We start from the raw sequence: 19427 nt of genomic DNA, 5'->3' as shown, positions 1-19427 counted from the left end.
TGAGGACTTCACCCGCTCCATCCGCCTCCATATAGGCCGATCACTCGACACCATCCCAGCTCAGAGCCTCCGCCTGCGAGAACGCAATGGCCCTGGAGTGGCATGCCGGGAACCTACCCCACCCGGCCCGCCGGAAACGACGGGCCGCCCGGCACCCGTGCGGGGGCATCGGATACTGCCCGGCAACCGGAACGAGCGTCGCAGTGATGATCCAATTCACCCGAACCATTCATGATCGACATTTTTCTATATCGTTAACCCGTCGTGAGGGCCATGATGGAGGCCGGTCATCGATTCTCAGTCGATTCGACACGGGAGGCGCCATGTCCCAACCGGAAAGGAAGCTCGGCACCTGGCCGATCTTCGTGATCGCGGTCTCCGCGATGACTCCGCTCACCGTGGTCGCCGGGGCGTTGCCGCTCGGCTACGGCGAGGTGCAGGAGAAGGGCATTCCGGTGGCGTACATGCTGGTCGCCGCCGTTCTCGGAGTGTTCGCGGTCGGGCTCGCCGCGATGGCCAGGCATGTTCCCAACAGCGGCGCCTTCTATGCGTACGCATCGATCGGCATCTCCCGTCCGGTCGGTGTCGGCACCGCCTTCGTGGCGCTGGTCGCCTACAACGCGATGCAGATCGGTCTCTACGGCGCATTCGGGGTCGCCGCCCACAACGCATTGTCGATCTTCGGCATCGACATCTCGTGGATCATCTGCGCATTGATCGGCTGGGCGGTGATCGCGTTTCTCGGCCGTCTCGACATCGATCTCAACGCCCGTATCCTCACGGTCCTGGTCTGCGCCGAGGTGCTCATTGTTCTGATCTTCGACGCCGCCATGCTCGGAAATCCGTACGGCGGCACGATCACTTTCGACACTCTCAATCCCGGCCTGATCGCCACGGCGGGCGGTGTCTCGCTCCTGGTCGCCGCGATCGCCGGCATGGTCGGATTCGAAGCGCCCCTGGTCTACGCCGCCGAGGCCCGCGACCCACGCCGCACGATCGCCCGTGCCATCGGCTTCACACTGCTGGTCGCGGCGTTCCTCTACGGCGGCACCGCATGGGCGATGTCGGTCGTCGCCGGCCCGGACAACATCGTCGCCATCGCCGGGCAGCACCTCGACGACCTGTTCTTCTTCCTGCCCGACCCGTACCTTCCGGCCGTTCTCGTCGACCTCGGCCGGGTATTCTTCGCGACCAGCCTGTTCGCCGCAATGCTCGCCTTCCACCACACCGTCGCCCGCTACGCGCTGACCGTGGCCCGTGAGGGCGTCCTGCCGGCCGGGCTGGCCCGCACCCGCGACGGCGTGCCGGTCGCCGCCTCGATCGCCCAGTCCGCGCTGGCGTTCGTCGTGCTGATCGTCTTCGCCATCGCCACGTGGGACCCGACGACTGACCTCTTCTTCTTCGGCACCGTCTCCGGCGGCCTCGGCGTCCTGGTCCTGATGACCATCGCGGCCGTCGCCGTGGTCCGCTTCTTCCGCCGCGGCGAGCACGGCGAGACCCGCTGGCGCCGAGCGATCGCGCCGTGGATCTCGGTGGTCTTCCTCTCCCTGGTCCTGCTGCTCACGATCGCCTTCTTCAGCGTGCTGCTGGACACCGACAACATCGCCAAGATCTGGTCGCCGATCCTGTCGTTCCTGGCCGCGCTGATCGCCGGCATCATCTGGGGCCGCAAACTCCGCCGCGAACGCCCCGACGTCTACGCCGTCATCGGCACGGGCCACCCACCCCTGGCCCCGGGCGAGTCCGCGCCCCCGGTGATCACCGACGAGCCCGCGCCCACCACGACCGGCAGCCGATCCGTCCCCGCAGCGAGTGCCCCCAGCGCCGACCCCGTGAAGATCGGCGAGCCCCTTCCGGGTGCCGGTGAATCAACGCTGACGGCCGGACCCGGCGAGCCCGGCGCGGATGTCGGTGACACGACCGGGCGGGTGTCCGCGCTGTCGGCCGGAGCCGGCGAGTCGGGCGCGGATGTCGGTGACACGACCGGGCGGGCGTCCGCGCTGTCGGCCGGAGCCGGCGAGTCCGGCGCGGATGCCGACGACACCACCGGGCCTGCGTCCGCCGAAACCGGCGACAAGACGAACAGCGCCACGGCTGCCATGACGGAATCCGCCGTCACGGCGACGGCCGATGACGAGGGCGTTCCCGCGTCGAGCACCGCCGAACGGCGCACAGCGGAGGCGAACACGCCCGCCGGCTCCGCTACCGCGGTCGACGGCGACACGACGACGGCGAATGAGACAACCATCGGCCGGCCGGACCTGTCCGATGCGGTCAACGACAACGGGAGTACGACGGGAGCATCCGCACCTGGCAAACGCGCCCCCGCCACTCCGCCGAGCCCGCGCCGCAGGGCCACCTCCGCCGGCCGAGCCCCGTCAGCGAAGGGCGCCGCCGACACCTCCGAACCTGTCCCGCCGGCCGCCGACGGCACGGCTCCGCGCCCTCGCACCGCCCGGCGCCCGGCCCCGCGTCCGCGCCGTCCACAGGCCTCCGACTCCGCGATTTCCGCCGAGTCGGAGAGCCCCGACGAACGCTGACCCGGAGCGCGGGTCCAGCAGCGAGACCGATACCGACCATCGCGGCGATGGGCAACGGATCTCGGCCGCGGCTCCGCAGCCCGACTCGTCACGGGAACAGCCGAACGATCACCGCCGAAGCTGCGGTCCCAGCGGGCTTTTCCCCGGATGTGGTCCTCACGGAGCTGAACGGCGGCGGCCAGCGCGCCGCCGCCGTTCAGCCGAGCTGGTTGGCGCCGACCGATCCGCGTTCATGCGCGGTGCGCCGATCCGCGTTCATGCGCGGTGCGCCGATCCGCAACGGGTGCGGGTGTCCGGTGTTCAGCCATCGACTCCGATGTCGTTCGAGCCGTCCCTGCCGATCAGGTTCTGCGAACCGCCCGGCCCATCATTCCCGGCGTGTCCGGAGATCGTCGGCAGGTCCGGAGCGGCGATCGCTCCTGCCGGGCCGGCGACGAAGTGCCGCAGCCGCGCGCCGATCGTGTTCCTCGACTTGGCGAACAGCGTGGACCGACGGTCAGCGTCGACTCCGCGGTCGGCGGCTCCCACCGTCGGCTGCCTGCTGTCCACGGACAAACCCGCACCGCTTCGACAGGTCGGATGTGCCTTCGCAGGATGCGGCCCTGCTACTTACCGCTTCGGGCTTTCCGGAGCAGGAAAAGGGGATGTGCCTCCGCAGAATGCGCCCTGCTACTTACCGCGTCGGGCTCTCCGGAGCAGGAAAAAGGGTGGGCCGGACCTCCCAGGTGGCCACCGCCGCGAACTTCAGCCGCGCGGTGATGCATCCGTGCTGGGTTATCACTATTTGGAACGGCCTGCCGAGAGCCAGCTGGTCGTCGTAGTAGATCCGGGCCTGCGGCGCCTTGGGCACCGGCACACGAGTCGGGAATGAGGCGGTCAAGGCCAGGCGCACCATGGCGACGTGCTCGCCCCATTGCAGCTCATGAGGGTCCCAGAGTTCAACCTCACTCCCGTCGACGCTCCTGATGAGCACGCGGCCGGTCTTGACCGCCTCTACCAGCGAATGAACTCCGGACATGGGAACCTCCATAATTCGCATGGCTATGACCGCATGCCGAGCATGTGTCTGCGGATGACATTCCTTGCGCGCTCGGCGACCACCTCGTCGTCGATCACCCATGGAGCCACGAAGACGCGGCACACTTTGTTCTCCTGCTCGTGCTGTCGATTGAGGCCTTCCATCAGCGGCGCGTAGGTCGTCAGCGGCTTGCCGTCGTCGTCGCCGATGCTCTGGTAGACCAGGACCCTGCCGCCACGCTCGCCGCTCGGACGCGAGCGGTCCTTGAGCGGTACGTCCAGCAGGACGTCCCCGCGCCGGAGTTCGGTGAGCCCGAGTTCGCTCCGCAACAGGTCGGTCAGCCGGTCCTCCTCAGCGATGATCTCCTCATAGCCTTTGCCGGTGAGTTGATTGGCGATGTCGGCGCCCTCCTCGCGGTCGAGCCGGTCGGTGGCGAACACGGTTTTGTAGATCTCCCGTCCACCCTCGAGGAGGTTGCCGATCGGGTTGCGCTGGTCGTCCGCACGGACGGTGTTGAAACGGTCGTAGAGATACTTGAGGGCCACTTCGTACTCGGCGAAGAACGTGTCGTGGAGGTACTGCGGGAACTCCATCTCGCCGCGGTCCAGCAGGCGCGCGATGACGTACTTGACCATCGCGGTGGCGGCCCGGTTGGTGTGCTGCCAGTAGACCTTTCCGACCATCAGGTTGCGATTCATGGCCACCGATTGGGCTGCGGCGACGCCCTTACGCGTCAGGCCGAGCGTCGGCCGGTTGTCGAGTGCTTTGAGGGACGGCGAACGCAGCGCTGCCAGAATGCCGTCCAGATCCACACCGTCACCGAACCGCACGCCCGTCCGGTCGGAGTCCTCCCGCAAGTAGGAGACCTTGTCCACGTCGATCTCGGAGGAGAGCACCGCGCCGAGGACGAGGTGGGCCGGCGCGACGTCACCGTCCGGGCGTTCGTAGACGGCCCGGTGGATGCTCTTCATCGCGTTCAGCGTCGGCAGGCCGAAGTCCGAGGCGACGATCTCGGCGAGCGAAGGCCCGGCCTTGACTCCGCAGTATGTCTCGCTGGCCCGCCATGCGGTCTCGATGACCCGGTTGTAGCCGCCCCTGAGCGTGGACTCCTCCGACGGGTCGACAACCGCCCAGAAGAGGTCGTCATCGGTCGGGATCTCGTAGGCCAGCGATGTCCACAACGCCTTGTTCCGGTGTCTGCGCTGGTCACTGGCGTAGTCCTCGAACATGTGGCTGAGCTGGAAGTGGCCGACGTCGTGCAGCAACGCCAGCAGCAGCACCGCTTCCAGATCGTGCTGTTCGGTGATCAGCCGGAAGACCGGATCGTTGAGCAGGTGCGCGACGTAGTACCGGGCGTTGCGCAGGACGCTCATCGAGTGCCCGAGGCGGGTGTGCGTGGCGCCGGTGAGGGAGAGCAGAGTCATCTCCAACTGCGGTACGCGCCGCAGCCGCTGGAACAGTCGATGGTTGATCACCTTGCCGAGCCGAGGCGTGATGTTGGCTCGTCCCGCGGAGGTGATCGCTGAGTACTTGAACTCGGCCGCCAGGCTCAGCTCCGGCACACCGGCCGGCGCGAGGTAGCCGCTGCGCAGCTTGAGCCAGTCGCGGTTCACGTCCTGCACCGACTCGTACGCCCCGGTTTCCGGCGTGCCCTTGATCCGTTCCACCAGCAGGTTCAACGCCCGTAGCCCGTGAGCGCCGAAGACCTGGCCGAGTTTGGGCCGTACCAGCTCTTCGTCGAGAAGTTCGCCGAGCAGCACGCCGAAGGCGTGGATGTCGTGCGCCGGGAAGATGCCCCGGAGTGTCTCCTTGCTGACCAGCCGGTCCTTGAATTCCCGGTGGACCTTGTGGGTGATGCGTTCGGTGGTGATGAAGCGGGTCTTGTCCTCGTTCACCGGTAGGAGTCCGGCCGGTTCGTCGTCGCCACGGTTGGCCAGCCAATGCGCGGCGCCCAGGTCCAGCAGCACTGCCTCGTAGCCGGCCCGCGACCTTCGGCAGCGGATGTTCTCGTACTTGATGTCGCCGTGGTAGACCTCCAGCGAATGCATGTAGCCCATGGCGTCCAGTACTTCACTGAGCAGACCGAACGCCTGCTCGGCGGATGTGTCCGGGCTTTTGAGCGTGGTCAGCAGATCCTCGCCGTCGACGTATTCGGTGACGAGAAATTTCCAGCTGTCGCCAAGCCCGTCCACGTCAGCGTCCCCGTAGTCATAGAAACGGGCGATGTTGCCATGCGTCAGGTTGGACAGGAAGCCCTTCTCCCGGGCGAAAGTTTTCTCGAAGTCCTTGCTTCGGCGCCCTGTCTCCGACGCTCGGTAGTTGTAGGTCAGGAATTTGATCGCTCGTTCCTGAATGCCCCGGAAGCTGGCGCGGTAGACGGTTCCGGAACCACCTACGCCGACCGCGGTGGCGAAGCCGTCGAGCCCGGGATCCGTCGTGCCGGTGCGGTTCAGGATGGTGTAGTCGTCGTTGTTGCCCACCGTCGCGCCCACCGGTAGCTGCAGCACTTTGTGTGGAGCATTGCCCGAGCCGGTGGTTCCGGTCGACGTGGTGGTGATCACCGCCACGGGGGGTGTGCCCGACACCGGACGCCGGGCCGCGCAGGCTTCCAGTACGGCGTGCGCGACATCGGTCAGGACCCGTCGCTCGGGGTCACGCCGGAACGAGTCCGGCTTGAGACCGTGCAGCCGGGCGGCCTGGGACCGCAACTCGGTCGGGCTCTTCCCGCGCAGCCCGGAGCCGAGACCGAAAAGGATGGCGGCGGTATTGCCGACCAATGTTCCGGCACGGGCCTCGACCGCCTGACGAAGGACGCCTTCCACCGCCAGCGCGGCATCACCGCGCACGGCACTGCCGATGACCGTTGCGGCCAGCCGCAACGCCGGTAGATCCAACTCGCGGATCTGGGTTATGCCTCGCTCGCGCACCTTACGCAGGTCGGCGACCAGGGCTGAATGCTCAGGGAAGCGATACTCGGACATGAACCGATCGTCCGTTGTCAATTGCGGATTGTCACGACGTCATCACCGATCCCGGCCGGATCTCGCCCCGGCCCTTCCCGGCCCACAATGGTTTTGTCCGCGTTCTCCCGGCGCTTTTCCGGAAACGTGCCGGCCGGCGGCCGGTCCGCCGCCGGTGGGGCGGGGCCGGGGTGACCGCAGGCGCTTCGGGCGCCCGCGGTCCGCCTCGGTCGGTGTCGGGTGGGGAACGGTCGGCGAAGCTACGGCTCCGAGGAACTGCCCGGACGGGTGTGGGTGCCGGCGGGGGGAACCGGGCCGGCGGTCATTGCAGCATCCCCGCGCGGAACGCCTGCGCCACCGCGTGGGCGCGGTCGTTGGCGTCCAGTTTGCGGAACACCTTCTTCAGGTGGCTGTGAATGGTCGCCGGGCTCAGGTAGAGGACGGCGCCGATCTGCTTGTTGGTTTTGCCGTGCGATACCAGGGTGAGGACCTGGACTTCACGATCGGTGAGTTCGCTCGACGGGCGGGACCGGCGCGGTGCGGTCCGGAATGCATCATTCATGAAGATCGTTTTCCCGCTGCCTGCGTCAGCGCGCAACCGATCATCGGTAACGGTTGTGGTTGGCACACTCGCCCAACGCTTGGCTGCGGTTGCAGGATGTGACGGGCGGTCGGCGGGCTGTCTGAGTGATCACCCTGAGTGCCGGACGGTGTCCTGCTGGTAGCGGGGCGCGTAGCCGTACCGGGGAAGAGAATGAAGAGTGCGGGGGCCGCCTGCGGCGACCCCCGCATGGTGGTCAGTTGTCGGCGTGCTGCTGGTCGCCGGACTTGGCGCGGAGGCTGCCGGGGTGGGCCTTGAGGGACGGGTCGCGGCTGGATTTGATCAGGCTGGCGACCGTGGTGATGATCAGGATGCCGATGATGACGCCGAGCGACACCGGTGTGGCGACCTCGGGGACGGAGGCGCTGATGTCCTTGTGCGCCCAGTGCAGGACCAGTTTGACGCCGATGAAGGCGAGAATCAGCGACAGGCCCGTGGAGAGGTAGACGAGCCGGTCGAGCAGGCCCTTGACCAGGAAGAACAGGGCGCGCAGGCCGAGCAGGGCGAAGGCGTTGGCGACGAAGACGATGTACGCCGACTCGGTCACGCCGAAGACCGCGGGGATCGAGTCGAGGGCGAAGAGCAGGTCGGTGCCGCCGATGGCGAGGAGCACCAGGAACAGCGGCGTGACCATGCGCTTGCCGTCGACCCGGGTGATCATCTTGCCCTCGACGTAGTCGTCGGTCACCGGCAGGAACCGGCGGCCGGCCTTGACCAGCGCGTTCTCGCCGACGTCGGGATCCTCGTCGCGGTGCCGGAACAGCTGCACCGCGGTGAAGAGCAGGATCGCGCCGAAGACCAGGAACATGAACGAGAACGCGCTGAGCAGGGCGGCGCCGAGCGCGATGAAGATGACCCGGAGCACCAGCGCGATGATGATGCCGAAGGTCAGCACCTCCTGCTGGTATTTCTCCGGCACCGCGAACGTGGTCATGATGATGACGAAGACGAAGAGATTGTCGACCGACAGGCTTTTCTCGACGATGTATCCGGCGAAGTACTCGGTGCCGAAGCCCCAGCCGTAGACACTCCCGAAGACGATGCCGAAGACGATGGCGACGGCGATGTAGAAGATCGACCAGCCGGCGGCCTCGCGGAAGCCGACGACGTGTGGACGGAGCACCCCGAGAGTCAAATCGAGGGCGAGCAGGGCGACGATGACACCGATGGTGACGATCCACCCGAGCGCGGAGACCTCAAGCATGCTTCACAGGATCTCCAAAGATTCTGCAAACATGCTGAGAAACCGCATCAACCTGCGAGGAAGGAACGTTTCGCGAGGCCCATCCAGAAGCCGTCGATGGGCTGCGCGGGCGCCTGCGCCGGGTCCTCGGATGCACCGAGAGTGAGGAACATCGGCGCGAAGTGCTCGATCGTCGGGTGCGCGTAGGGCATGCCGGGCGCGCGCTCGCGGAAGTCGGCGAGTTCGTCGACGGCGCCGCGGGACAGGGCCTCGGCGGCCCACGCGTCGAACTCGCGGGACCAGCCGGGCGCCGCCGCGTCGGGACGCCAGTCGCGCAGGAACGGCAGGCCGTGGGTGGTGAACCCGGAACCGATGATCAGCACGCCCTCGTCGCGCAGCGGGGCGAGCCGGCGGCCCAGGTCGAGCAGCGCGTCGGGCTCCAGGGTGGGCAGCGACATCTGCAGGACGGGGATGTCGGCGTCGGGATACATGACGGTCAACGGCACATACGCGCCGTGATCGAGCCCGCGGTCGGTCTGGGCGACGGTCCGGTGGTCGGGCATGAGCTTGCGCACCGACTCGGCCAGGGCGGGCGCGCCGGGCGCCCGATACTGCACCTCGTAGTAGCGCTGGGCGAAACCGCCGAAGTCGTAGACCAGCGGGACCGTCGAGGTGGCGCCGAGCATCAGCGGCGCGGACTCCCAGTGTGCCGAGGCGACGAGGATCGCTTTCGGTCGCGGGAGGCCGGCGGCGAGCTCCTGCAGCTGTGCCACCCAGGTGGGGTCGTCGACCAGGGGTGGGGCGCCGTGGCTGAGGAAGAGGGCGGGCATCCGCATGACAACCTCCGTTGAAGCTTCAACTAATTACGAGGCAAGCGTACGCCGGCTTAGTTGACTGTGCAACTAAACCCGGTATTGACGCGACGGGGGCCACGTAATTACATCGAAACAGGCCCGAACCCAGCGTCGCCGGTCCGTCACCGCTGGGCACCACGGCGAAGGGACCGCGCATGACCCCTCGAGGCGGCGATGCGCTCCGTCAGCGTTGCCGGAGCGATCGCCGCCTCGCGGCAGCGGCCACCCCATGACGAGGGTCAACCCGCTGGTCCCGCGGGGCAGCTCGGCCGACCGGCCGTTCGACGTCAGCATCACCCCGGAGAACGCCGGCTGGCGCTTCAGCGGCCTGCGCGTGGTGCGCCTGCCGGTCGGCGGCCGGGTCCGGTTCCCCACCGGCTGCGACGAGATGCTGGTCCTGCCGCTGTCCGGCGGCTGCGACGTGGCCTGCGACGACGAACGTCTCACCCTGACCGGCCGCCGGTCGGTCTTCTCCCGCGTCACCGACTTCGCCTACCTGCCACGCCGGACGCAGGTCACGCTGCGCGCCCCGAACGGGGGCCGGTTCGCGCTGCCGGCCGCGCGCGCGGACCGGACGCTGCCGTTCCGCTACGGCCCGGCCGAGGACGTCCCGGTGCGCCTGCGCGGCGCCGGGCAGGCCAGCCGGCAGGTGAACGACTTCTGCGCCCCCGACGCGTTCGAGACCGACCGGCTGATCGCCCGCGAGGTGCTCACCCCGGGCGGGAACTGGTCGTCGTACCCGCCGCACAAGCACGACGAGCAGGGTGACGGCGAGAGCTGCCTGGAGGAGATCTACTACTTCGAGGTGGCTGCCTCCCCGGCGGGTGGTCACGGCTGCGGATACCAGCGGGTGTACGGCCACCCGGACCGCCCCATCGACGTGTGCGCCGAGGTGCGCAGCGGCGACGTCGTGCTGATCCCGTACGGCTGGCACGGCCCGTCGATGGCCGCGCCCGGCTACGACCTGTACCACCTGAACGTGATGGCCGGCCCCGGTGAGCGGCGCCGGCTGGTCCGTGACGACCCGGCCCACGGCTGGGTGCGCGGGCGCTGGGCCGCCGAGCGGATCGACTCCCGGCTGCCCCTCACCTCGATCCGCGAAAAGAGGCGAGCGTGAAACAGCGGCTCACCGTCGGGCAAGCGGTGGTGCGTTTCCTGGCTGCTCAGTGGACCGAGCGCGATGGTGTCCAGCAGCGGGCGGTGGCCGGCTTCCTCGGGATCCTGGGGCACGGCAACGTGGCCGGAATCGGTCAGGCGCTCCTGCAGGCGCAGCGCACCGGCGCGCCCGACATGCCGTTCCGGGTGGCCCGCAACGAGCAGGCCATGGTGCACACGGCCGTCGGATACACCCGGATGCGCAACCGCCTGTCCACGATGGCGTGCACCGCCTCGATCGGGCCCGGCTCGACGAACATGCTCACCGGGGCGGCCCTGGCGACGGTGAGCCGGCTGCCCGTGCTGCTGCTGCCGTCGGACGTCTTCGCCTCGCGCGCGAGCAACCCGGTCCTGCAGGAGCTCGAGGACCCCCGGGCCGGCGACGTCTCGGTCAACGACGCCTTCCGCCCGCTGTCGCGGTTCTTCGACCGTGTCCAGCGGCCCGAGCAACTCCCGTCCGCGCTGCTCGGCGCGATGCGCGTGCTCACCGATCCGGTGGAGACGGGGGCGGTCACCCTCTGCTTACCCCAGGATCTTCAGACGGAGGCGTACGACTTCCCGGACGAGCTTTTCGTCAAGAGGGTCTGGCACGTGCCCCGGCAGGCGCCGGATCCGCTGGCCGTGGAGCGGGCGGCCGCCGTGATCCGTGGCGCGCAACGGCCGCTGATCATCGCCGGCGGGGGAGTGATCTACTCCGAGGCGTCGGCCGCCCTCGACCGGTTCGCCCGCGAGACCGGCATCCCGGTCGCCGACACCCAGGCCGGCAAGGGAGCGCTCGACTGGGACCACCCGAACGCGGTCGGCGGGGTCGGCGCGACCGGCAACCCGGTGGCCAACCGGCTGGCCCGCAACGCCGACGTGGTGATCGGCGTCGGCACCCGCTACAGCGACGTCACCACCGCGTCACAGACCGCCTTCCAACGGCCGGACGTGCGGTTCGTCAACCTCAACGTGACCGGTTTCGACGCCGGGAAACTGTCCGCGCTGCCGCTGGTCGGCGACGCCCGCGCGGGGCTGAACGCGCTGCTGCCCGCCCTGCACGGCCGCCGCTTCACCGGTGACTTCCACGACGACGTGGCGGCGTGGCGGGCGGCGGTCGACCACGCGCTCCGGGGCCGCGGCACACCGGGGGAGCTGCCCACCCAGGCCGAGGTGATCGGGGTCGTCAACGAGGCGTGCGGCGCGCGGGACGTGGTCGTGCAGGCGGCCGGGAGTCTGCCCGGCGACCTGCAGCGGCTGTGGCGGGCCCGGGACCCGAAGCAGTACCACGTCGAGTACGGATACTCCTGCATGGGCTTCGAGATCGCCGGCGCGCTCGGGATCAAGCTCGCCGAACCGGGGCGCGAGGTGTTCGCGCTGGTCGGCGACGGGTCGTACCTGATGATGGCGCAGGAGATCGTCACCGCGGTCGCCGAGGGCGTCAAGCTCATCGTGATCATCGTGGAGAACCACGGGCACGCGTCGATCGGCGGGCTCTCCGAGCAGGTCGGGTCCCAGCGGTTCGGCACCGAGTACCGGTACCGCAACCAGCGCAGCGGCGACTACGACGGGCCGCGCCTGCCGGTCGACCTGGCCGCCAACGCGGAGAGCCTGGGCGCGTCGGTGATCCGCTGCCGGGGCATCGCCGACCTGGTCGAGGGGATCAAACAGGCCCGCGAGGCGGAACGGCTGACCGTGCTGCACATCGCGACCGACCCGGCCCCGTCGGCGCCACCGTCCGAGTCGTGGTGGGAGGTGCCGGTCGCCGAGGTGGCCACCCTGCACAGCACCCGGGACGCGCGGGCCGAGTACCTGGCCGGGAAACGGGACCAGCGGCACCATCTGCGACCGGGGGGAACGTGATCCCGCCGGGGCGCGAGGAGGCCTCTTGCGATGCCGGGGGAGGCGACGGCCGTACCATCGAAATGATTTTCCGAAGCCGGTGATCGCAGCCTCCCGCCGGATCGGCGCCCGGATCGCACGGCATCCGCGGCGGCGGAACACCGGGCGCCTCCGCGCGCCGATCGACGGCCCGGCGGTGTTCGGCGAGCTCCGTCAGTGGGGCAGGACCAGGATCTGGCCCGGGAAGATCCGGTCCGGGTCGGAGACGACGTCGCGGTTGAGGGTGAAGATGTCGCGCCAGCGGTTCTCGGCGCCGAGCTGCTCGCGGGCGATCTTCGACAGGGAGTCGCCGGATTTGACCGTGTAGAGCTTCGGCACCGGGCCGGTCGGCTGGGCCGGCGGCAGGAACAGCACCTGACCGGGGAAGATCCGGTTCGGGTTCGGGATCGTGGCCCGGTTCAGCACGAAGATCTCCGGCCAGCGGGCCTCGTTGCCCAGCCGCTCGCGGGCGATCTTGGCGAGGCTGTCCCCGCGCTGCACCGTGTACGTGCGGGGCGCCTGGCCGCCGGGCAGCACCCCGGCCAGGCGCAGCAGGTCGGCCAGCTCGAACGTGCCCGGCTTCTCCGACGGCAGAGTCGGTTTCCAGCCCGGCTGCTTGAGGATCGAGTCCTCGCTGCGGCGCACCAGGCCGACCAGCACCTCGGCGACGATCGTGCTGCCGACCGGGCCCAGATGCGCGCCGTCGTGCAGGGCCTTCGCCTCGGCCAGCACGTAATACCAGAGCGGCGTACGGGTCAGGAACTCGCTCTCGTCCAGGGCGGCGCGCTGGGCGTCGTTGCCGGCCGCCGCCCGGATCTGGTCCTTGCTGAGCACCGGCACGCCGAGCAGGTCGGCGACCGCCTGACCGGTGGGCAGCCGCAGCCGGTAGCCGCGCAGCAGGTTGCGCACCGCCAGCCGGCCCGCGTCGGCCGGCGCCTCCGGCTCGCCCGTGGTCGTCTTCAGGCGGAACAGCGCCCCGCCGTTGAGCGCCGCCAGATTCGTGTCGATCTTGCGGGTCTTCATCACACCGTCACCCGAGCCGACGATGTTCTGCCACTCGATGATCCAGTTCTCCGGCAGACTGTCGGCCGGCTCCAGGCCGATGTCCTCACCCAGCCGGCCGCTCAGGGCGGTGAACACGAACAGCAGGTCCAGGCTGCCCGGCGGCCGGGTGTCGGCCCCGAAATTGGAATTGAAGTTGTAGAGGCTACGGACCATCGAATGCCCGAAACGGTACGCCGCGACGGCGAACTCGATCGGCATGAAGAACGGCTCGGCGTGCGGGTTGAACCATTTGTTCCCGTGCACCACGACGTCGTCGACGATTCTCTTGTCGGCGATCCTCTTGAGGAAGTCCTGCACCACGATGTGCTGATAGTGCTGACGCAGCACCCGGCGCGCGTCCCGGAACGACAGGCCCTGGTCGACCAGTTTGTTGTGCGCTTTCAGGAAGGCCACGTGCAGTTGCGAGATGATCGTGTTCTCGTCGTTGCGGGGGTCGCCGATCAGGGCCGCCCGGTCGAATCGCGGATCGGCGTTGCGCGGCTCGCGGGGCAGGTCGTTGTCGTCGCCCTTGCCCTTCGGCCGGGCCAGCGGCGGCGGGTTCGGGTTCGGCGGGTTCTGCAGCGTGATCCGGTGGACGTGGCCGATCAGCATCCGGTCGTCGTCGTCCGGGTCGCGCGGGGCCGGCGGGCCGTAGAGGCTGTCCAGGTCCAGCTGAGCGGTCCGCTGGTTGCGCAGCACCTTGCGGATCTGGTCCGGCGACAGCGGGGTCATCCCCGGGTCGAGCAGCACCGCCATGTCGCCGGAGCCCAGGCCGGCCTTCTTGTCGTCGACCTCGAGGGTGATGTCGTGGTCGATGAACTGGCCCAGGTAGGTGTAGGCGGCCGGGATCGGGCTGTCGTCCGCCCGGCTGTCGTCGTCGGTCATCGCCTGGCCGAGCCGCTTCAGTTTGGCCGGGGTGTCCGGCAACCGTGGCAGCAGGTTCGCCTCGTCCTCCTGCAACGCCGGGAAGAGCAGGTCGAACGGATGGGTGGCCACCGGCGGCGCCAGAGCGAACGCCAGCGGGGAGCGGGCGGCGAACTCGGCGAGCTCCCGTTTCGCCTTGTCGATGTCTTCGTCGGAGATCGATCGGCCGTGTCCGAGACGAGGCATGGTGATCACCTATGCTTTCGTTAGCCTGTTTTCGGCGCATTCTGTGCATGCTGGACCGCGAAATAGCGCATCGCTGGCTGTCTCTCAGCGGCCACCCTAGGCAGTGGCCGGACACGGCGAGGACAACTGTCCGACAGAGAGCGTCGCTGTTGTTCGCAGATGGTGCCAACAGAAACCTGTGTCAGGCGATCCCCCGCACGGGGGTCAGTGCGTGCGCAATCCGTCGAAAGCGAGATCGGAAACGGTGTCGGCAATCGATTCCGGGGCGCCGCGATCCGGTTTGTACCATTCGATCAGCGAATTCACCATGCCGAAGATCAGGCGGGCGGCGGTCGCCGCGTCCACGTCGGCGCGCACCCCGCCCTCGGCCTGCGCCTGCTTCACCAGATCGGTGACGATCCGGTCGAAGGCGCGGCGGCGGTCCACGGCCTGCTGCTCGGCCGCTGTGTTGCCGTGCACCCGCAACAGCAGGGTGACGAACTCCAGACGCTCGGCGAGCACCAGGACGCTGCGCCGGATCAGGCGCCGGAGGCGGACGGTCGCCGGGTCGGGGCTGTCGAGCGCCTCCCGTGCGGCCTCCTCCAGCGCGCCGAGCGCCCGGTCCACGGCCATCGTCAGCAGCTGCTCCTTGCCGCTGACGTGGTGGTAGAGCGTCGACTTGGTGATCCCGAGCGACTCGGCGATGTCGAACATGCTGGTCGCGTCATACCCGTGGGTGTTGAAGAGCCGGACGGCGGCGGTCAGCACCGCGCTCTGATCATGGCCCGGGCGGCCCCGGCGTCGGCTGTTCTCCACAGGCAGAATCTAGCGGCTTGATTTACCGACCGATCGGGCGGTTAATGGAGGGCATGACGAGTCCCGCTGAGCTCTACCAGACCCATCGCGAGTTGCTGGACCGCGCGGTCTCGGCGGCCGCCGCACGTGACTACTGGTCGGCGTTCCCCGAGTCGCCGAGCAAGAAGATCTACGGCGAGGAGGCGGCGCCCGCCGGTGACCGGGCCTTCACCGCCCTGCTCGGCAAGCCGTTCCCGGTCGACGTGCCCGGCGCCGTCGGCACGGTCGCCACCGAGCGCTCGCCGTATGATGTCGAGCTGGGCGTCAGCTATCCCAAGGCCGACCCGCTCGCGCTGATCGCGGCCGCGCGCGCCGCCGTCCCCGGCTGGCGTGACGCCGGGCCCGCCGGGCGGGCCGGGGTCGCCGCCGAGATCCTCACCCGCCTGCACGCCCGCGTCTTCGAGCTGGCCCACGCCGTGCAGCACACCACCGGCCAGGCGTTCGTGATGGCGTTCCAGGCCGGCGGCACCCACGCCCTCGACCGCGGCCTCGAGGCCGTCGCCTGCGCCCTGTCGGCCACCACCCGGCTGCCCGCGACGACCTCGTGGACCAAGGGCGACCTCGCCATGGAGAAGACGGCGACCGTGGTCGGCCGCGGCGTCGGCCTCGTCATCGGGTGCACCACCTTCCCCACGTGGAACGGTTTTCCCGGCCTGTTCGCCAGCCTCGTCACCGGCAACCCGGTCATCGTCAAGCCCCACCCCGGGGCGGTCCTGCCGCTCGCCATCACCGTGCAGGTCTGCCGCCAGGTCCTCGCCGAGGCCGGGCTCAACCCCGACGTCGTGACCCTGGCCGCCGAGGAGCCGGGCGACCACATCGCCGGCACCCTCGCCACCCACCCCGACGTGCGGATCGTCGACTTCACCGGGTCCAGCGAGTTCGGCGACTGGCTGGAGGCCAACGCCCGGCAGGCCGTCGTCTACACCGAGAAATCGGGGCTCAACACGGTCGTCGTCGACTCCACCGACGACTACCAGGGCCTGCTGCGCAACCTGGCCTTCTCACTCTCGCTCTACAGCGGGCAGATGTGCACCACCCCGCAGAACATCCTGGTCCCGCGCGACGGCATCGAGACCGACGCCGGCCACCGTGACCCCGACGCGTTCGGCGCCGACCTGTCCGCCGCGCTCGACAAGCTGCTCGGCGACCCGCGCCGCGCCGCCGGGACGCTCGGGGCGATCGTCAACGATCACGTGCTCGGGCGGCTCGAGGAGGCCGCCTCGGGGCCCGGTGTCCTGCACCCGTCGGCCGCCGTCAGCGACGAGCAGTTCCCCGGGGCGACCATCCGGACCCCCGTGGTGGTGCGGCTCGACGCGGCCGACGAGAAGACCTACACCCGGGAGTGCTTCGGGCCGGTGTCGTATCTGATCACCACCGACTCCACCGCGCACAGCCTCGCCGTCTTCACCGAGACCGTGCGGGCGCACGGCGCTCTCAGCGCGCTGGTCCACTCCACCTCGCCGGCCGTTGTCGAGGCCGCGCGGTCGGCCGCTCTGGACGCCGGGGTGCACCTGTCGGAAAACCTGACCGGCGGGGTGTTCGTCAACCAGACGGCGGCATTCAGCGACCTGCACGGCACCGGGGCCAACCCGGCGGCCACCGCCTCGCTGACCGACGACTGGTTCGTGGCGGGGCGCTTCTTCACCCTCCAGTCCCGTCGTCACGTGGCGTCGTCGTCATGACGGTCATCTCCACCTTCGACGAGGCGATCGCGCGGGATCAGCGGATCGAGCCGGCCGATGAGATGCCGGAGGGCTACCGCAAGACGATGATCCGGCAGATCGCGCAGCATGCGCACTCCGAGATCATCGGCATGCAGCCGGAGGGGGAGTGGATCACCCGGGCGCCCACCCTGCGCCGCAAGGCGATCCTGCTCGCCAAGGTCCAGGACGAGGCCGGCCACGGGCTGTATCTGTACTCGGCGGCCGAGACCCTCGGCGCCGACCGCGGTGACCTGACGCGGCGGCTCATCGAGGGCCGGCAGAAGTACTCGTCGATCTTCAACTATCCGACGCTGTCGTTCGCCGACGTCGGCGTGATCGGCTGGCTCGTCGACGGCGCCGCCATCTGCAACCAGGTTCCGCTCTGCCGCAGCTCCTACGGTCCCTACGCGCGGGCGATGATCCGGATCTGCAAGGAGGAGTCGTTCCATCAGCGGCAGGGCTACGAGCTGCTGATGACCATGATGCGCGGCACCGATGAGCAGCGGGCCATGGTGCAGGACGCGGTCGACCGCTGGTGGTGGCCGTCGCTGATGATGTTCGGGCCGCCCGACGCCGAGTCGCCGAACACGGCGCAGTCGATGGCCTGGAAGATCAAACGCCACACCAACGACGAGCTGCGGCAACGGTTCGTCGACATGTCGGTGCCGCAGGCCGCCGCCCTCGGCGTCACGCTGCCCGATCCCCAGCTGCGGTGGAACGCCGCGCGAGGCCACCACGACTTCGGGGAGCCCGACTGGGCCGAGCTGAAACGGGTCATCTCCGGCGACGGCCCGATGAACGAGCAGCGCATCCGCCGCCGGCGGGAGGCCGACACCGACGGCGCATGGGTGCGCGAGGCGGCCGCGGCACACGCGGCGAAAGGGATGTCATGACCAGTCACGAGTGGCCGCTGTTCGAGGTGTTCGTGCGAGCCAAGCGCGGTCTCAACCATGTGCACGTCGGTTCGCTGCGGGCCGCCGACCACGAGATGGCGCTGCACCACGCCCGCGACCTCTACACGCGGCGCAACGAGGGCGTCAGCATCTGGGTGGTCCGGTCCGACGCCGTCGTGGCCAGCGACCCGGCCGCCAAGGAGTCGTTCTTCGAGCCCAGCGGCGACAAGGCGTATCGGCATCCCACGCACTACGCGATCCCCGACTCCGTACCGCACATCTGAGGGGCGGGCATGGCATTCGACGACGCGTACGACGCGCTCACCGATCATGAGGACGATGCCCGCTGGGCGTACGGGACCGGGTTCAGCGATCCGCTGGCCGGCGTGCCCGGCGACCTGCCCGACGGGGTGGACCGGGAAGACCTCGCCGCGTACTGCCTGATGCTCGGCGACGACGCCCTCATCCTGTCGCACCGCCTGCAGCAGTGGATCACCCGTGCGCCGGAGCTGGAGGACGAGCTGGCCCTCGCCAACATCGGCCTCGACCTGCTCGGCCAGGCCCGCCTGCTGCTCACCCGGGCCGGCGCCGCCGAGGGCCGCGGCCGTGACGAGGACGCGCTGGCCATGCGCCGGGAGGTGGCCGAGTTCCGTAACGTGCGGCTCGCCGAGCGCGGCGACGACGACTTCGCGCATCTCGTGGCCCGGCTCTGCGCCTTCTCGGTGTGGCGGCTCGAGCTGTTGCAGCAGCTCACCGGCTCCCGGGATCCGATGCTGGCGGCGATCGCGGCCAAGGGCGTCAAGGAGGTGACCTATCACCGGGACTACGCGGCCCAGTGGGTGGTCCGCCTCGGTGACGGGACCGGCGTGTCCCGGCAGCGGATGGCGGCGGCCGTCGACGCGCTGACGCCAGTGCTCGGCGAACTGTTCCAGCCACATCCGGTGGAGACCCGGCTCGCCGCGGAGGGCGTCGCCGTGGACCCGGCCGGGTTGCGGGCCACCTTCGACGACATCTGGGCGTATGTCCTGACCACCGCGACCCTGGACCCGGCCGCCGCTCCGGCTGTCACGTCCTCCACCGGTGCTCCCGCGGGCGGGCGGGACGGGGTGCACGGGCCGGAGCTGGGGGAGATCCTCGACGAGATGCAGGGGCTGGCCCGGTCGGTTCCCGGGGGTGCCTGGTGACGGCGACGGCGGCCGACGTGGTCGCGGCGGTGGTCGACCCGGAGCTGCCCATGCTGACGCTCGCCGAGCTGGGGATCGTGCGGGATGTCCAGCAGGACGGCGACGGTGTCGTGGTGACCATCACGCCGACCTATTCGGGGTGCCCGGCCATGGAGACGATCCGCGGCGACATCCACGTGGCGTTGCGGCGGGCCGGGTTCGGGCGGGCCGAAGTGCGCACCGTGCTGGCGCCCGCCTGGACCACCGACTGGATCAGCGAGACCGGCCGGCGCAAACTCGCCGAGGCCGGGATCGCCCCGCCCGGCGCCGCGCCCGCACGTGCGGCGGGGCCGATCCCGCTCACCCTCGGCGTGCGGACCGCGGTCGCCTGCCCCCGATGCGGGCAGCCGTCCACCGAGGTGCTCGCCGCGTTCGGGGCCACCGCGTGCCGTGAGCTGCGCCGATGCCCCGCGTGCCGGGAACCGTTCGAACACGTGCGGGAGATCTGA

Annotated in this window: 16 protein-coding genes; 8 read left to right on the top strand and 8 right to left on the bottom strand. The window is 69.6% G+C overall.

The window, feature by feature from the left end:
* The first annotated feature begins 206 nt into the window (after positions 1 to 206).
* Entirely contained in the window at positions 207 to 2540 is a 2334-nt protein-coding gene (locus tag BM290_RS50450; RefSeq protein WP_239144104.1) for an APC family permease, read from the top strand.
* Positions 2541 to 2840: 300 nt separating this feature from the next.
* Here BM290_RS50450 and BM290_RS43190 read toward each other — a convergent pair whose 3' ends face one another.
* The 6 genes from BM290_RS43190 to BM290_RS43165 all read right to left on the bottom strand — a co-directional run bounded on the left by BM290_RS43190 (position 2841) and on the right by BM290_RS43165 (position 9138).
* Entirely contained in the window at positions 2841 to 3068 is a 228-nt protein-coding gene (locus BM290_RS43190) for a hypothetical protein (RefSeq protein WP_143134158.1), read from the bottom strand.
* A 145-nt stretch (positions 3069 to 3213) separates the two neighbouring features.
* The gene (locus tag BM290_RS43185) at positions 3214 to 3558 is read right to left on the bottom strand and encodes a hypothetical protein (protein WP_143134157.1); all 345 of its coding nucleotides are present in this window, start codon (positions 3556 to 3558) and stop codon (positions 3214 to 3216) included.
* A 23-nt stretch (positions 3559 to 3581) separates the two neighbouring features.
* Entirely contained in the window at positions 3582 to 6539 is a 2958-nt protein-coding gene (locus BM290_RS43180) for a protein kinase domain-containing protein (protein ID WP_093621796.1), read from the bottom strand.
* A 301-nt stretch (positions 6540 to 6840) separates the two neighbouring features.
* Complete coding sequence (locus tag BM290_RS43175) at positions 6841 to 7116, bottom strand: response regulator transcription factor (protein WP_143134156.1); 276 nt, start codon at positions 7114 to 7116, stop codon at positions 6841 to 6843.
* A gap of 199 nt (positions 7117 to 7315) precedes the next feature.
* Complete coding sequence (locus BM290_RS43170) at positions 7316 to 8323, bottom strand: TerC/Alx family metal homeostasis membrane protein (protein WP_093621794.1); 1008 nt, start codon at positions 8321 to 8323, stop codon at positions 7316 to 7318.
* 47 nt (positions 8324 to 8370) lie between these two features.
* A complete protein-coding gene (locus BM290_RS43165; protein WP_203779887.1) occupies positions 8371 to 9138 on the bottom strand; it encodes a dioxygenase family protein in 768 nt (255 codons plus the stop codon).
* Positions 9139 to 9385: 247 nt separating this feature from the next.
* Here BM290_RS43165 and iolB point away from each other — a divergent pair, with 247 nt between their 5' ends.
* Both iolB and iolD read left to right on the top strand, forming a co-directional pair.
* Positions 9386 to 10273, top strand: a complete 888-nt coding sequence (gene iolB, locus BM290_RS43160; RefSeq protein WP_093621793.1) for a 5-deoxy-glucuronate isomerase — start codon at positions 9386 to 9388, stop codon at positions 10271 to 10273.
* Entirely contained in the window at positions 10270 to 12153 is a 1884-nt protein-coding gene (gene iolD / locus BM290_RS43155; protein ID WP_093621792.1) for a 3D-(3,5/4)-trihydroxycyclohexane-1,2-dione acylhydrolase (decyclizing), read from the top strand. The genes iolB and iolD overlap by 4 nt, the downstream gene beginning before the upstream one ends.
* Positions 12154 to 12345: 192 nt before the next feature.
* On the opposite strand, the gene BM290_RS43150 is transcribed toward iolD, so the two are convergent.
* Both BM290_RS43150 and BM290_RS43145 read right to left on the bottom strand, forming a co-directional pair.
* The gene (locus tag BM290_RS43150) at positions 12346 to 14325 is read right to left on the bottom strand and encodes a LysM peptidoglycan-binding domain-containing protein (RefSeq protein WP_143134155.1); all 1980 of its coding nucleotides are present in this window, start codon (positions 14323 to 14325) and stop codon (positions 12346 to 12348) included.
* A 204-nt stretch (positions 14326 to 14529) separates the two neighbouring features.
* Positions 14530 to 15120: a TetR/AcrR family transcriptional regulator gene (locus BM290_RS43145; RefSeq protein WP_093621790.1), complete on the bottom strand. Its 591-nt coding sequence runs from the start codon at positions 15118 to 15120 to the stop codon at positions 14530 to 14532.
* A gap of 53 nt (positions 15121 to 15173) precedes the next feature.
* On the opposite strand from BM290_RS43145, the gene paaN reads away from it, so the two are divergent.
* From paaN to paaD, 5 genes are read left to right on the top strand one after another with little or no spacing between them, the layout of a single operon-like run.
* Positions 15174 to 16841 (top strand): phenylacetic acid degradation protein PaaN, encoded by a 1668-nt coding sequence (gene paaN, locus BM290_RS43140; protein ID WP_093621810.1) that lies wholly within the window; start codon positions 15174 to 15176, stop codon positions 16839 to 16841.
* Entirely contained in the window at positions 16838 to 17755 is a 918-nt protein-coding gene (gene paaA, locus BM290_RS43135) for a 1,2-phenylacetyl-CoA epoxidase subunit PaaA (protein ID WP_093621789.1), read from the top strand. The genes paaN and paaA overlap by 4 nt, the downstream gene beginning before the upstream one ends.
* A complete protein-coding gene (gene paaB / locus BM290_RS43130; protein ID WP_177320136.1) occupies positions 17752 to 18039 on the top strand; it encodes a 1,2-phenylacetyl-CoA epoxidase subunit PaaB in 288 nt (95 codons plus the stop codon). Before paaA ends, paaB begins: the two co-directional genes overlap by 4 nt.
* A 9-nt stretch (positions 18040 to 18048) precedes the next feature.
* Positions 18049 to 18939 carry a 1,2-phenylacetyl-CoA epoxidase subunit PaaC gene (gene paaC / locus BM290_RS43125; RefSeq protein ID WP_093621787.1) on the top strand — a complete coding sequence of 297 codons (891 nt, stop codon included), beginning with the start codon at positions 18049 to 18051 and terminating at the stop codon, positions 18937 to 18939.
* Positions 18933 to 19427: a 1,2-phenylacetyl-CoA epoxidase subunit PaaD gene (paaD, locus tag BM290_RS43120; RefSeq protein ID WP_093621786.1), complete on the top strand. Its 495-nt coding sequence runs from the start codon at positions 18933 to 18935 to the stop codon at positions 19425 to 19427. Before paaC ends, paaD begins: the two co-directional genes overlap by 7 nt.

This window comes from Actinoplanes philippinensis (assembly GCF_900113015.1).
Classification (GTDB): domain Bacteria; phylum Actinomycetota; class Actinomycetes; order Mycobacteriales; family Micromonosporaceae; genus Actinoplanes; species Actinoplanes philippinensis.
This window is presented reverse-complemented; position numbering and strand designations above follow the sequence as displayed.